Origin of the sequence: Sinomicrobium pectinilyticum (assembly GCF_003725735.1) — a bacterium.
Lineage (GTDB): Bacteria > Bacteroidota > Bacteroidia > Flavobacteriales > Flavobacteriaceae > Sinomicrobium > Sinomicrobium pectinilyticum.
Genome location: NZ_RJTM01000012.1, coordinates 40,366 through 54,933, shown reverse-complemented (window position 1 = coordinate 54,933; position 14,568 = coordinate 40,366). Strand labels below are relative to the sequence as shown.

General features: G+C 40.3%; 16 protein-coding genes. 10 read left to right on the top strand and 6 right to left on the bottom strand.

Translation table 11 applies throughout. The features are described from left to right. Window positions 1-733: 733 nt before the first annotated feature. The 3 genes from ED312_RS23670 to ED312_RS02800 all read left to right on the top strand — a co-directional run bounded on the left by ED312_RS23670 (window position 734) and on the right by ED312_RS02800 (window position 2,125). Complete coding sequence (locus ED312_RS23670; RefSeq protein ID WP_123214487.1) at window positions 734-916, top strand: hypothetical protein; 183 nt, start codon at window positions 734-736, stop codon at window positions 914-916. Window positions 917-1,186: 270 nt separating this feature from the next. Next, complete coding sequence (locus ED312_RS02805; protein ID WP_123214486.1) at window positions 1,187-1,558, top strand: hypothetical protein; 372 nt, start codon at window positions 1,187-1,189, stop codon at window positions 1,556-1,558. Between the two features lie 48 nt (window positions 1,559-1,606). After that, the gene (locus ED312_RS02800; protein WP_123214492.1) at window positions 1,607-2,125 is read left to right on the top strand and encodes a nuclear transport factor 2 family protein; all 519 of its coding nucleotides are present in this window, start codon (window positions 1,607-1,609) and stop codon (window positions 2,123-2,125) included. A gap of 530 nt (window positions 2,126-2,655) precedes the next feature. On the opposite strand, the gene ED312_RS02795 is transcribed toward ED312_RS02800, so the two are convergent. Both ED312_RS02795 and ED312_RS02790 read right to left on the bottom strand, forming a co-directional pair. Beyond that, window positions 2,656-3,018 (bottom strand): hypothetical protein, encoded by a 363-nt coding sequence (locus tag ED312_RS02795; protein WP_123214485.1) that lies wholly within the window; start codon window positions 3,016-3,018, stop codon window positions 2,656-2,658. A 65-nt stretch (window positions 3,019-3,083) separates the two neighbouring features. Continuing rightward, entirely contained in the window at window positions 3,084-3,461 is a 378-nt protein-coding gene (locus tag ED312_RS02790) for a winged helix-turn-helix transcriptional regulator (RefSeq protein WP_123214484.1), read from the bottom strand. A gap of 155 nt (window positions 3,462-3,616) precedes the next feature. Here ED312_RS02790 and ED312_RS02785 point away from each other — a divergent pair, with 155 nt between their 5' ends. From ED312_RS02785 to ED312_RS02765, 5 genes are all read left to right on the top strand, one after another. Further along, a complete protein-coding gene (locus tag ED312_RS02785; RefSeq protein ID WP_123214483.1) occupies window positions 3,617-4,036 on the top strand; it encodes a DoxX family protein in 420 nt (139 codons plus the stop codon). 546 nt (window positions 4,037-4,582) lie between these two features. After that, window positions 4,583-5,497, top strand: coding sequence for a phosphotransferase (locus ED312_RS02780; RefSeq protein WP_240642998.1), 915 nt, complete (start codon window positions 4,583-4,585; stop codon window positions 5,495-5,497). Window positions 5,498-5,565: 68 nt separating this feature from the next. Next, entirely contained in the window at window positions 5,566-6,141 is a 576-nt protein-coding gene (locus ED312_RS02775) for a Crp/Fnr family transcriptional regulator (protein ID WP_123214491.1), read from the top strand. Window positions 6,142-6,182: 41 nt separating this feature from the next. Beyond that, window positions 6,183-7,103 (top strand): alpha/beta fold hydrolase, encoded by a 921-nt coding sequence (locus ED312_RS02770; protein WP_240642997.1) that lies wholly within the window; start codon window positions 6,183-6,185, stop codon window positions 7,101-7,103. Window positions 7,104-7,354: 251 nt separating this feature from the next. Further along, window positions 7,355-8,221, top strand: a complete 867-nt coding sequence (locus ED312_RS02765; protein WP_123214480.1) for a polysaccharide deacetylase family protein — start codon at window positions 7,355-7,357, stop codon at window positions 8,219-8,221. A 68-nt stretch (window positions 8,222-8,289) separates the two neighbouring features. Here the strand turns inward: ED312_RS02765 and ED312_RS02760 are convergent, their stop codons facing one another. The 4 genes from ED312_RS02760 to ED312_RS02745 all read right to left on the bottom strand — a co-directional run bounded on the left by ED312_RS02760 (window position 8,290) and on the right by ED312_RS02745 (window position 11,814). Further along, window positions 8,290-8,907 carry a terpene synthase family protein gene (locus ED312_RS02760; RefSeq protein WP_123214479.1) on the bottom strand — a complete coding sequence of 206 codons (618 nt, stop codon included), beginning with the start codon at window positions 8,905-8,907 and terminating at the stop codon, window positions 8,290-8,292. Beyond that, the gene (locus ED312_RS02755) at window positions 8,908-9,270 is read right to left on the bottom strand and encodes a hypothetical protein (protein ID WP_123214478.1); all 363 of its coding nucleotides are present in this window, start codon (window positions 9,268-9,270) and stop codon (window positions 8,908-8,910) included. A gap of 203 nt (window positions 9,271-9,473) precedes the next feature. Then, window positions 9,474-10,472 carry a terpene synthase family protein gene (locus ED312_RS02750; protein WP_123214477.1) on the bottom strand — a complete coding sequence of 333 codons (999 nt, stop codon included), beginning with the start codon at window positions 10,470-10,472 and terminating at the stop codon, window positions 9,474-9,476. Window positions 10,473-10,797: 325 nt separating this feature from the next. Next, window positions 10,798-11,814, bottom strand: a complete 1,017-nt coding sequence (locus ED312_RS02745) for a terpene synthase family protein (protein WP_123214476.1) — start codon at window positions 11,812-11,814, stop codon at window positions 10,798-10,800. Window positions 11,815-12,408: 594 nt separating this feature from the next. Here ED312_RS02745 and ED312_RS02740 point away from each other — a divergent pair. Both ED312_RS02740 and ED312_RS02725 read left to right on the top strand, forming a co-directional pair. Next, window positions 12,409-12,954, top strand: a complete 546-nt coding sequence (locus ED312_RS02740) for an alpha/beta hydrolase (RefSeq protein ID WP_123214475.1) — start codon at window positions 12,409-12,411, stop codon at window positions 12,952-12,954. Window positions 12,955-14,131: 1,177 nt separating this feature from the next. Further along, entirely contained in the window at window positions 14,132-14,560 is a 429-nt protein-coding gene (locus ED312_RS02725) for a DsrE family protein (RefSeq protein WP_123214472.1), read from the top strand. The last annotated feature ends 8 nt before the right edge of the window (window positions 14,561-14,568 follow it).

The following is a 14,568-nucleotide window of genomic DNA, read 5'->3' as shown; positions in this document are numbered from 1 at the left end:
ACAAAAGCGGCGAACTTGATCAAGTCCGCCGCTAACCGGGTTGCTTTAGCCGCTAACCCAAACCGGTCCGGTGTTAATGCAATCCCTTAAATGGCCCTATCCGGGCTTGCCGGGGAATAAAAACCCCAGTAGTTTCCGCCACCCGAAATGCTTCCGGATGACCCGACCCGGGCAAGTACAATAAGAACCATGACCCCTATGGCGACCAACCACCAGCGTGGGCTGGTAGCACCGGTACGTTGTACGGCCCTGGCTTCGTACTGCCGGACTTCCCGGGTATGGGTGCTGTCCCGCAGGTTGTGTTTTTCCTGTTTGGCATCCGAACGGAGTTTTTACATGTCGTTTGCAATCTCCTTCATAAGTCTGCGGTTGCTTTCCTGTCATTCCTGAAACCGGGCTGCTTCTGCCTCCCAGCGCTGTTGCAGGACCAGTATACGGGTGTTTAATATATCCATAATACAGTTTTAAATGGTTAATACTTATGCGTAGGGGCTGTTCCAGGGAGGATAAAATACAATGCTCATAACGGGGTGCGAAACTTTCCGGGTTATTGAGGGTACCTGCCGGCTCGGGTGATCGAAACGTGAAACAGCTACCACCGTTGGTCTATGTTCTAGATGACATACCTTTGGTAGATACCGTCCCCCCCGGAATGGCGTTGCCCTCAAATACACGGGTATAAGGGTAATTTTTGCTTCATTTTGCATTACCCATAAGCGACTTTATATGATCAATGACCAAATTTTCCGACATTACAGATCGCGGAAAACATGAAACAACTATCTTGAATGGGATTCCTGAACTTAACCGGGCACAACCGTTCGGCGGGTTTCCTATGGCCAATGGAACAGAATACGATAGAGCCCTTGGAGCCATAGCGGTACGAATGCCCATAAAATATCACCTCGGGCACTAACCTACCGTCCCGTCGTTAAGCAAATTGTCGGAATTCGCAGTCGAGACTTTTGTTAATACCTTCTATTATGCATCTAAATTATTTGCAATACAAAAATTAAAATAATATTTATACAAAACATATTTTTAAATGAGTTCACTATATTAATCATTCTCCATACATAAAAAAATCATATATTGCTATTTCGATTATACATATAACTGATGCAGTAATTATTTATTGATTTACAGACAGATAACACCATCTTTAATAAACAAATGAAAATCTGTCATGAAATCGGAAAAGAAAAAACCAGACGATAATACTGCAAAAGAAGATTCGAATCTTAATGCAAAGACTTTGGAAAAAGCATTAAGAACCTTAAAATCCAGATTGGCGACCAATGATATAAAGTATATGAAGGAGATTCCCGGAGAATATACTACAGGTATTCGAAGTGCGCTTGGGTTAGGATACAATACTTTAATCAATCGTTATCACGATCCAAGGAAATTAACCTTGAAAGATATTCTGAATACTGCAGACATTACCAATACCGATTATGAGATAGTACTAAAAATTGCAATACGTGAAGCTATACGTAATCATACCAAACGAGACATCTCCATATTTTTGCCTAATGAAGGGGAAATTACTGAATAATTAAATAACGGAACAAATAAACGCATGATTAAAATAAATGTACAGTATATGAAAAAAATAATATTGATCCTTAGTATCTATTTTGGATGTTTTAATGCCTTATACGCTCAAAACCAGCCCGAACTGGAAAAAGACAAAACAGCATTGAATGAAGTACTGAATACATTTATGAATAGTCTAAAAACAAAAGACAGTACCAGTCTATACAATTTATTTTATGAAGGTAACGTGACCTGGGTTGGCGTTTATAAAGAAAAAACTCAACAAAAAAGGCTGGAAAAAGACAATGAGGCATTGGACTACAAAACAGCTGATTATAAAACCTGGTTTAGAAGTACAACCAAGGGATCGATAAAAGAAGAAAAATTTTATAACGTTAATATCGATACGGATGGCAGCATCGCTTCGGTTACATTTGATTTTAGCTTCTGGGCCGGGGGTAAAAAAGGGTTATGGGGAAAGGAATCCTGGGGGCTTGTCAAAATAAATAATGAATGGAAAATTACAAGTGTCATATTTTCTATGGAACAAGAAAATATTTCACCCGAACCGGACAGGAATAAGTAATTCAGTTTAGTGGATGGATATTCCGTAGATATTGTAAAAACTGTTAGATGATGAAATTGATAATTCAGATTAGATTTTCACTCAACCAGGTAGTATCCAAAAAAACTGTGTAAGTAGTGATTTAGGCGGGTTTTAAAACCCGCCTAAATTTTTGTTTAATTTTATAAACACAGTTCTTATGAAGGATTTTAAGCTACAATTTTTAGAAAGTGACGTCTTGGATCTCTCTACTGGTCAAGGACAAAGAAGTCGTGCAAAGGATTGAAGATATTTCTGAACTCTCCAAAGATCGTAAAAAATATAAAAAGCACTGATTTTTTGACATTCCAAATTTCAGTGAGTTAAAGAAATAAAGCAGTACCATTTCGCCACTCTTCAAGCTTTAATTTAGCTATGCTAGCATTTAAATATATAATGCTTACCCGGATCATTAACATACAAAAACAGGAATTAGGTCCTCACCCTGCCCTGCCGGGGGTGTACAGAAACGGCCGGGGATTTTAAAATATTAAACATTTCATCCTCATCTTTTATATCTTTTGTTTCTGGTGAAACACCCCCGGTTTTCTAAGATATGCCGCAAAAACGGTAGACATCACCATAAGTATTGCAATTTCAAATGGTTCCCCTTTATACATATGGACAAAAACAATCAGCGTCATATAGAAAGCCAAAAGCATTGTGCCCCAAATCAGCGTTTTGTTTACCAGGAACAGGGCCACTGCTATCAGCAGGCCAATACCCACAATGGTTACGGTCATATCATTTGCCACGACTTTATCCAGCTTATCGGGTTGAAATATTTTTTCTGTGGCATTAGCGATATAAAACACGGATATCACGATCGAGGGAAGCCAGATTAATATGGTCCGTACTATTTTCTCCGCTTTCATTTTTTTACTGATGTTTATTTATTTTTCAAGACCTGCTTTACCATAATTACAGGCTTTTACAATGGTTACCCGGCATTCCCGGTCTCAGTCTTTACCCCTCCTATAATCTTTTTGCGGTGAAGATATCCCCATGTCTTGAGTGCATCGACTACCGGATGAAGAGATTTTGTATGCGGCGTAGCACTGTACTCCACAATGGGAGGAAATGCGTCAATAACTTTACGTTTTACGAGTTCGTTCATTTCGAGCTCTTTAAGTTCTTTTGACAACATTCTGTCACTGATACCATCTACCTCTTTGGCTATTTCCTTAAATCTTTTTGTTCCATTTAAAACGGCAATCAAAATCTGTAATTTCCATTTTCCGTTCAACACTTCCAATGCATCCCGGACAGCCAGTAGATCTTTGTTATCACATTTGTTGTTATCCCCTCTTTTGCTCATTACTTACCTTTTGTATAGTGCTTACTGAAAGTATAGTACTAATTATTAGTAATCAAATATACTTAATATTGCATTAGCACTAGTGACTTATGTACCCTAAAAACATATTTATCCTTTTTTAATTATCAGATCAGTAAAACCAAAAAACAGGAACAATGCAAAAAAAGAACAGATCGGGCCTTTTGAAATGGTCGTATTATATAGCTACCCTATTGTTTACCTTGATTATAGTATTCTCCGTAGGGAATTATTTGTTTAACCACGATTTTATCCGGGAAGGTTTTATTAAAATGGGCTATCCTACATATATTATTTACCCTTTGGCAGCAATTAAAATTCTCGGACTTGTTGTGATCTGGAGCAGAATGCACAACCTGCTTTATGGCCTGGCCTACGCAGGTTTTTTTTATAACTGTATTCTGGCTGCTTTTGCTCACCTTATGATTGGCGATAACGGACAATGGTTTGCGGTTGTTGCCTTAATTTTAATTGTGATATCATATTTTATGTCAAAGCAATTGCCGATCAATAAGGCTAATAAAGGAGCATCAGGCGAAAAGAGAGGTAGGGTTTGAGCCGGGGTTTCGGCACATCCCAAACAGAGTTCGGGATATTCAGTCCCCCGCTCTGAATGCCTCCGGTTACGCAGCCCACGGCGCATCCGCAACAGGCTTATACGTCACACTCCTCTCTGAGTCTGAAGGGCTTAAAAAAACAAAAACTCAAGTCATCCCTACGAAAACCACCTGAGTCTGTCGTTTATTTATTAGGAAATTGGCTTACTTTTGAATATGCCTATATTACCAATGATTTGTATGTGCTGAGGGTAAGGTTGAAGTAGGTTAATTTAGCGGTTAAAAGGAGTTTCCTCGCCGGTACGCGATTGTATTACGTTCTTTTCTCCCCTCTCGCCGGCTCCGCGACCGTACCACAAAATTTAGTAGCTTTAACCCATGAACAGAAATCATAAATTCCACAATCCCGAAGGGCGTATGTTTAGGTAAAACAAACTTTATAAACAAAACACTCAAATCCAGTAGGTGAAAAATTACAGATTTCCGGTTACCAGGTCTACACTTTCCGCAAAAGAATTAGGAGCGTTTATAAAAGACCAGTATCAGTTGAACGAAAATTTTACTTGTGAATTATTCAGGACAGGAATGAATCACACTTATTTCATTTCATCAGGCGAAACAAAACATGTCATAAGGGTTTATAGTCACAATTGGAGGTCTGAAGATGAAATTACCGAAGAGATAAAACTGCTCAATCTTCTGAAAGGAAATGAAATAACGGTCTCTTTTCCAATTCAGGATAAAAACGGGGAGTTCATTCAAGAAATAAATGCCCCTGAAGGCACCAGGTATGTAGTGCTTTTTTCATTTGCACAGGGTGGCAAAATCAGATTTATTGACAAAGAGACCTGTTTCTATATTGGTTCGCTAATGGCAAAAATCCATAACGTTACTCTAAATAAAGCTATTGACCGGATTTCTTATAACAAACAGTCGCTTATAGCATTGCCTTATGAGCATTTAAAACAATACTTCCCCGGGAAATTAACAGAAATGGAGTTCATTAAAGAGTTCGGGGAGTCTTTCCGGGATTCGGATTTTGACGATATTCATAGGGGAGTTGTACATATGGATATCTGGTATGATAATATGGCTATAGCAAATGAAAAGGAAATTACAATTTTTGACTTTGATTTTTGCGGAAACGGATGGCAGGTTTTAGATATTGCCTATTTCTGTAAACAATTATTTTTCATAGAATCTGACAAAAAACAGTATGAAGCAAAAATCCAAAGTTTTCTAAACGGATACCGGAATGTCAGAGCGTTATCAGACAATGAACTCAGGTTAATACCTAAAGCCGGAGCTTCTGTTTTTATTTTTTATCTTGGTGTACAGGCCCGGAGATTTGATTGGTCAAACATATTCCTGACTGAAAACTACCTCAAAATGTTTGTCGGAAGGATAAAATCCTGGCTTGATTATTACAAGGAGAAAGAAATAACTGTGGTTAACAACTAAGCGTTGTATGGATACAACAAAAAGCTGTGTAGGCAATGTTGAATCTTTATTACTGCAATATCAAAAATATGGAACAATTAAAGCAGCTTATCATTAAAAAAACAGGGTTAACTGACAATCATTTTGAACAGCTGTATTCTTTCATGACACAGATATGGATTGATAAAAACGATTGCCTTATTGCCCCCGGAAGGGTTTGCGATTTTATAGGTTTTGTAAACTCGGGCATCTTAAGATATTATATTGATAAAGGCGGAGCGGAGTTCAATATTGACTTTCATTTACCGGGGAGTTTCGCCAGCGCCTATTCAAGTTTTTTAACTCAAAAACCCGCAATAGGCTATTTGCAGGCCCTGGAGCAAACGGAATTATTTATCCTTAAAAAAGAGAAATATGAAGAACTCCTAAAAGCATCTGACGATTGGTATAAACTGGCAAAATATATCAGTGATGATTACTTTTTAAGGAAGTGTAAACGGCAAACTTCTCTTTTAACGGATTCCGCAAAAGACAGGTTCGATTTGTTACTTAACACCTATCCTAAAATAGAACAATTGGTCCCTCAGTACCATATTGCCTCCTATCTTGGCATAAAACCCGAATCACTGAGTAGGATAAAATCCTTAACATACATCAAGAAATAAAATAGAATAGTTGTTGACCTTTGAGTTCTAAAACAGTTATTATGAAACTCAAAGAAACATTCTTTATTCTAATTGCAATAACGTCCTCATTGGCAACAGGGCAATCTTCAATGCCTTCAAAAAAATATGTTGCCATCCAAGGCCGCAATGTATGCTACTATGAACAAGGGCAGGGCGAGGTCATAATCCTTTTGCACGGCTGGCCCCAAACTTCTTATGCCTGGAGAAAAGTGATTCCCATACTGTCGGAAACACATCGGATAATAGCTATCGATTTACCGGGGACAGGATGTAGTGAGCCCACTGCAAAATATGATACAAAAAGTATCGCAGCCATTGTCCGTAATATTACCTCTAAACTTGGCATAACATCTTTCCATTTGGTGGGCCATGATGTAGGAGCCTGGGTCGCGGCTACATATGCACTACTTTATGAAGAGCAATTAAACACCTTAACATTGATTGAGGCCGGTATTCCCGGATTAATTAACCCTTCTCTTTTTGTGCCTGAAAATGCCGATAAAATCTGGCAGTTTTATTTTAACCAGATTGAAATGCTTCCGGAAGAACTGATAGCAGGAAAGGAGAAAACCTATTTGTCCTGGTTCTTCAACAGGAAATCCTTTGTGAAACCGGCCATCTCCAAAAAAGACCTGAACATGTATTATAAAGCATACAAGGGTAAAAAAAGGCTTAAAAACGGTTTTAATTATTACAGGGCTTTTAATAAAAGTAGTGAATACAATATTGAACTTAAAAAGATCATACACATACCGGTTTTGGCTATTGGCGGAAGCTATGCGGTGGGTTATGGTGTTGGAAAATCGGTGGAAAGCATCACTACAGATCTAAAATCGGTTTCTTTGGATAATTGTGGTCATTACATTCCGGAAGAAAAACCGGTTGAACTTAGCCGGCTGATTCAGGAGTTGATAGCTGGGAGCCAAAGAAATAAAGAATAAATGACACAGGAGTCTCCATTTTTGGGGACAACGAAAAACACTCACGCCCGTCGAAGTGCTACGGCCTGCAAATGTCTACGGCTACGTAGCTTACGGATCGGGAGTAGATATGGCTTCACCTCATCCATTGCTTACAAATTTACCCCACACACCTTTTGATAACAAAAAAAGGAATTGTGTATATTTATGTATTACAACCCATTTTCGGATAAAGATGTGCGATAACTTAAATTCAAAGAATAACAGGTAAAATGAATGCATTACATAAATTAGGATTCCCGGAAGGAACAAAACTACTTATAATACATGCAGATGATGCCGGCCTTTCCCATTCTGAGAATACAGCTACAATCCGGGCATTAGAAAAAGGAATTGTAAATTCATACGGTATTATGGTTCCGTGTCCGTGGTTTTATGAAATAGCACTATTTGCTAGAAACAATGCTCATATTGACAATGGAATTCACCTGACACTTACTTGTGAATGGGAAAATTATAAATTCGGACCTGTTCTACCTGCATCCGAAGTTCCGAGTTTAGTGGACCGGAATGGCTACTTCTATAAAACCCGGGAGGAACTTAAAAAGAATGCTTTGGTTGAAGATGTGCGAAAAGAACTCCAGGCGCAAATAGAGAAAGCACTTCAATTCGGATTAAAACCCACTCACATGGATTCGCATATGTATAGTGTGGGAGCAAATCCGGAATTCTTAAAAATTTACAGGGATCTGGGCAAAAAGTATAACCTTCCGGTTTTGATAAACAGGCAAATGATGGAAATGGTTGGGTTGGATCCTGATTTGAATATTGAAAAAACCAATTTTGTTATTGATAAGACTTATGTGGGAGAATCCAGATATTTTGAAAATGATAAACTGGATGATTACTACAGTGACATTTTGGAAAATCTAACGAGTGGCCTGAACCTTATTCTAATCCACCCGGCATTTGATAATGATGAGATGAAAGGCATCACCATAAATCATCCGAATTTCGGCTCCGGGTGGAGACAACTAGATTTTGATTTTTTCACCAGTGAGAAAACCAGGTTAAAACTTGAAGAGAATCACATCCAGTTTATAACATGGAAAAATATGCTTCGAAGGTCTTTGTTTTAAGCCGAAAGTGTCTAAATCTGTTTCATGGCAATCAGTATCCCCCGGCAGCACAGCCTTTCCGCAGATGCTCAGTTTTTTCCATATTCGGGAACAGGAAAGTTTTTCGAACCGGCATACCGTACGGAATGCCCTTTGTAAGACCACACTCCCAGCCCGGAAATCATCAGTTTCATATGGTATATGAATTTCTCTACGTTCTCATCATAAAAACTAAAGTGAGAAAGACCCTTATGGAGGCGTTCCAGTTCGTTTACATAGTCGTCGTGAATCCGCATCGTTTCCTTACAGGCTTCTTCCAATGATATGTTGTGCTCATGTTGCAGAACGATTACAATATTGAGCTTTTCCGATTCGATATCCAGCTCCTTACGGAGGGAAGCAAGATCGTTCTGGATAGCGATAATACGGCACATCAGAGCTTTTAACCGTTCTATGACCGGATGTTCGGAAATGTGTCGTGGTACGATATAGCCTATGGAGAGCTCCACGGGTTCTCCGAACGTATACATGGAGATGGAATACTCGCGGATCATCAGGAGGTTATCAACCGTAGGGTACCGATCGGAATGTTTATAAGGCGTTTCTTCCATAACACCATAGGTGATATAACGGTAAAAACCTTTGGCCCACCGTTCAAACCAGTAATCGTCGGCATAAGGTCTGAACTCATCCCTGCTCAGGGCCACCTACCGCACTAATCCGATATCGTCTTTTTCGGGAGGCGCCCCCAGCATGACGTCTATGACATGGTCCCGGATTCCCCGGAGCTCATGACGCGGACAGAGTTCATAATAGTCGTCGAATTTCGTTAGCCAAAGCATAAACCGTACAAACGGACGCAGCAGTTCCATGTTTCCGACAGCAGGGAACAGATAGGATGTGGCCTCGGCCAGTGCGTGCTTCTTATACATTTTACGGGTATCCTCCGACATAAAGGCGTAATCCGTATCTATCCATTGAATTTCCTCCTCGTTAAACGAACCGGCAAAAGGGCCCACGGCATGAAGCCATGGGTATTGCGGGATTGGAATGTTAACCTGTTGTTTCATGTTGTTTACATGTTATAATCACCGGTGATTCGTAAATTTTTCAACAACCTATATGATAAACTGATCTATAGCATGCCAAAATAAATCTTCTGCTTTCTGATTTGAATTGAGCTTTTACTTCCTTGAGAACATTGCGCACAACTTTATGTTGGTGATTAATTCATCTCCTGAAATCTTTTTACCACAAACGGATCATAAACCGGTCAGGTTGGCGCCCCCTGCTTAATAGTTTCCACCGAGGGAAATCCCGTTGCCGTATTGTAACGGGCCATATTGAAAGACACGGCCTTCCACCCGCTCAGGGTAATGCTCATATAGTGTACCCAGTTAACCACAGCACTATGCCACTCCCCGAAATCGGGCAGGTTGCGCTGCAGCATTAAAAATTCCTTCAGGTCTTCGTTATGCATACGGATGTCTTCGGCACAGGCCGCCTCAAAGGAGACTCCTTTTTGATATTCTATGACCTTTACCAGGTTATAATAGACACCCCCGGTAAGCTGATCTTTAATCAGGGACTGCACATCATTGTACAAGAGCATCATCCGGCTGGCCAGGGCCTGTAAGCGTTTCAGCGAAGGATGTTCGTGAATTTCATCGGGAAGGGCAATCCCGGTATCGATCTCGGTAAGCTGTAAAAAGGGGTACAGGCAAAGGGAATCTTCGCGTATGGCCAGGCATTCGTCAATCCCCGGATACCTGTGCTCTGCCTTGTATGTCAGTTCTTTTTCCAGGCCATTAAAATAGCGTTCTATCATGGCGACGAAACGACCGTAAGAAGCCGGGGAAATATACCGCAAAAGTTCTTCCCGGAGAGACGCCAGTAATGGTCCGAGGGGAATTGCGGCGGTTGCGCCTTCCGTTTCTCCGCGGAGCACGGCGAGGGAACGGTCGCGGATATCCGGCAATTCCGCAGGGGTGATCTCCTCGTACATATCGTCGTTATACAGCGTCCAGAGCATGAGCAGGCAAACGGGCCGGAAGCGTTCGTGGCTCGCAGTGGGAAACCAGTGCGAGGCAATATGGGCCGTACGGGTCTTTTTATATTTTTTTCGTACGGTTTCACGGTCCTCGTAAAGATAAAGATAAGTGCCGTCTATCCATTCTGTATCCGTAATGTATTGCAGGGCGTCCGCATATGGGTTTTTAAAACAGGGAAAGGGATAACGGAATCCGGTTTGAAGAATTTCCTTGACGTTCATAATAAGAGGTATTGAGACAGGTTAAAAGACTGGGACAACAGCTCCCGGCAAAACGAAAAAATGCCGGATAACGAGCAGTAAGGATCAATGATCTGGAAACCATAAGCGGTGTTCCTTTCCACATAAAATTAAACCTATATTCCGGAAATACCTTACGGATTTCCATAAACTGCAGGTACAGCCTCCTTAACGGAACTATTTACAATTTTGCCAACCATCCCCGGCAGGATGAACGGAAAAGTACGGCACCATATAACGGACATAATTTCAGGGAAACATCACAGACCGAAGCATGGGACTGTGCAAAGTTCAGGGACAACGCGGGTTAATAATGTTTGATTTTTACCCGTGGGATCGTTTCGCCTTTGCCATTTGGCGGTGACGGATATCCGCCGGGTTCATATCGCAGGGTTCCGCTTTTATAATACCAGGCATTTAAACCGCTGACCATTAGTTTTACGTAATAAAAATACGCTTCGACCTCTTTTTGGTACGGACCGAAATCCGGCAGATTGTCTATTAGGGTTACAAATTCCTCTACAAACTCGTCATGCATCTTCATTCCCTCCTTACAGGCTTCTTCAAAAGATATGTTGTTGTGATGCTGTAATAGTATAATGATGTTGAAAGTCTCGGTTTCTATCGACAGCTCTTTTCCGATGGTTGCAAAATCGTTCTGAAGCGCAGTTATAATAGCCTGTAGCAATACCAGGCGCTGAACAACAGTATGGTTATAAATGTTATCAGGTAAGGCAAAACCGGTTAAGAGACTGACCTGTTCTATAAACGGGATCATGCCGATAGAATTGGCACGGATCAAATGAAAGAGAGGGATCGGGGGGAGCTCTTTACTGATCTTATATGGCGACTCTTCCATGATCCCATCCGTTATAAAGCGATCTCTGTAGTTTCTGGCCATCCGTTCGATCCAGAAGTCGGGCATCCCGAACCTGATCCATTCTTTTCTGCCGGTTTGCATTTGACGAAGAATCCCTTTTTCTTCCGGCTTGGGATCATCGCCCATCATAACCTCAAAGATCCGGTCCCTGAAAGCCGCGATCTCCTTTACCGGTAAAATTTCCACATAATCGTCTGTCACCGTCATGTAAATTACATAACGCGATAAGGAAAGTACTTTTTCTTTGTCGAGAATCGTAGGGGCCATATAGGACCCTACGTCGACCAATCGCATTTTTTTATAGGTCTCCCGCGCCTTTGGCGACAGAAATTGATAATCCTGGTCATACCAGTTACTTTCTTCTTCATAGAAAATGCCGCTGAGCGGGCTCTGAGGGGTTGCCCAGGGATATACCGGCATGGGTACTTCGAATTGCTTGTTCATGGTGAAATGGGTTTAAATTAAGGATGGGTATTCATCATGGTTTTTAGGGACTGTCTGCCAAAAAAAAAGCAGGAATATTACCCGGAAAATTTCTTGGGCATTGATGACTGATGATTAAGACCGGTTGTATATAAAAGTCAGGACAACAGCTCCAGGTAAAAGCAATACATCACACCGTGAGCAGTAAGGGTCGGTTAAGCAGCAAGGCTAATTTAATCACAAATTCCCGGTTTCCCTTATGGAAATCCGTAAGTGCAGTCAAAAAAATACAGTACCCTATTTCACGGACTTTCAAAAATTACCGCACCCATATTTCATCACAGGCTATCATCGGCCTTTTGCGGTTATGATGGCACCAAAGCGGCCATTGTTTAAGAGGAACGGTCTTTATTTATAAACCAGCCCTCGCCGAGTACTTTTTTTGAGAATCGCTTTTTTCTGCTTTAAGCTATCTTAGGAATATCACCACAAGATATAAAATACTGAATTTATGCCCCTTATACTTCAATCTTCATGCTAAAAACAAGAGAGATTATGTATATTTGAGTATTGACAGTCATCTAAGAACACATCTGTTTGAAAACAAGGATAAGAATGAAGAAACAAATATTATTTATACATGGTGGAGGTGAAGGTGGTTATGAAGCAGACACTAAATTAGCGGATTCCCTCAGAAAAGAACTGGGAGATGCCTATGAGGTACTTAATCCCGAAATACATTTTAACGACACTCTTCCGGATTTCGGATGGCTTAAGCAAATCGGTAAAGAGATTTCATTGGTTAAGGAAGAAATCATCCTGGCAGGACACTCTTTTGGTGCCTCGATGCTTTTGAAATACCTGTCGGAAAACCAGATACCGAAAAAAATTGACGGCCTTTTTCTTATAGCTGCACCGTATTGGCATGGTGACGAAGCGTGGAAAAAGGGCATTAAGCTGCACAACAGTTTTACGGATAGCATACCAAAGGATATTCCGATTTTTCTCTACCAATGCGAGGATGACGAGGTAGTGCCGTTAGCCCATCTCGAATTTTATGTGCAAAATCTGCCGCAAGCTATCGTTCGTAGAATCAGCAGCGGGGGGCATCAATTTAATAATGACCTGTCACTCGTAGCAAAAGACATTAAGTCGTTATGAAGATCAAGATCAGGATAATTAAAAAAAGAACATCGGAAAAGCGGTGTTAATCTATTCGGACAAGACCATTAGTGAAGTTGCTTATGAACCCGGTTATACCGAATCCAACCATCTCCTGCGTTTTTTCAAGAATCAAACCGGCCGGCCCCCTACCGAATTTCCATGATCTTATTAAAAGGATAGTGATTAAGCAGAGAAAGATAGTCTTTGTCTTCAATGGAGATAGGAATCTTGTATAAAGAAACCAAAAATATAAAGCAGTGCAATCAAATATCCGGTTTATCAGAAATGCAACCCTGGTTTTTAATTATGAGGGAAAAAGTTTTTTTAATGGACCCCATGTTCGCCGGGATGGGAATATATCCCGGTTTTCCCGGAACCATGAATTCCGAATTGAGCCCCCTTGGTCAATATGTCGGTAAAGCCCGAAAGTTTATTTGACGTAGACGCGGTATTGGTCTCGCATCTCCATAATGATCATTGGGACCAGGTAGCCATAGAAACTTTACCCAAAGATTTAAAAACGGCAGTTCATTTTTTAATCTTAAATTTACGTCGTGAAAGAAAAACTGATCCTGAAAAATAGAAGCGTCCTGTTGCCTGTTATGGGGTTAGTATTGTTATTGCTGCTTTCACCATGCAAGGTTAGAAATTTTCTTCAATCAGAACTCAATATCCCGCAAACTGAAGTTGCCAACAAAAATAAATCTGCAATTGGCAATTCTAATTGCAGTAATTTTGAGAATGGCACAAGCATTTTAACCAAAGAAAAATCTTCTTCTCAGCATTTACCCGTATTCGCAGCAGACAACTTTAAGTTGACTTTTAGTCCATCTGGTTTCTCTACCAATTGTATATGGCCCCGCAGGATAAGAAACTGCTTTGTTTCTACAATTCCCCTCTATATTTTATATCGGAACTTTAGGGATTATCTCTAAAGGCCTTTTATTCCAAGACAATGTCCTTCAGTTTATAATAAGGGGACTTGTATCAATTTCAAAATGAAATTTCAGGAAAAAACCTGAAACAGGCTTCGCTTCTGTAGTAGTAATTCACATAATGCTCAGCCTGGTTTATGGTAGCAAATGCAAGTTGCTATAGTCGCCTTTTGAAGGATGTAGCCTACCTGGCAAGCTTCTTTTTTAGTATTCATCCAACTATAAAAATTCAGATTTAAATGAAAAATTCCATAATAATCATATTTATAACATCAATGTTCTTTTCATTATTAGGAACAACCCGATTACAAGCACAGGATTTTAATCCAAAAAAGAATAATTATTTAATACTTTCCAAAAATCTACAACAACTTAAACCTGTTTTACTAACTGCCAATGAACTGGCGAAAGAAGATAGTGAAGAATACGGGGCCTTTTATGTGATCATTTGCGGTAAGACAGTAAGCGGCATTCCGGACAACAGTGATTTTAATGCACTCCTGGAAGATGCTAAAGCCCAAAACGTAAAGGTTTTTGTCTGTGCCATTTCGCTTAACAAGTTTAATATAAACCCGGACCAAATACCTGAACTTCTGGAAATTACCGAAAACGGCATATTATATGGATTTCAGTTGACCAAAAAAGGGTTTATCACACTAACCATTTAATCAGTAAG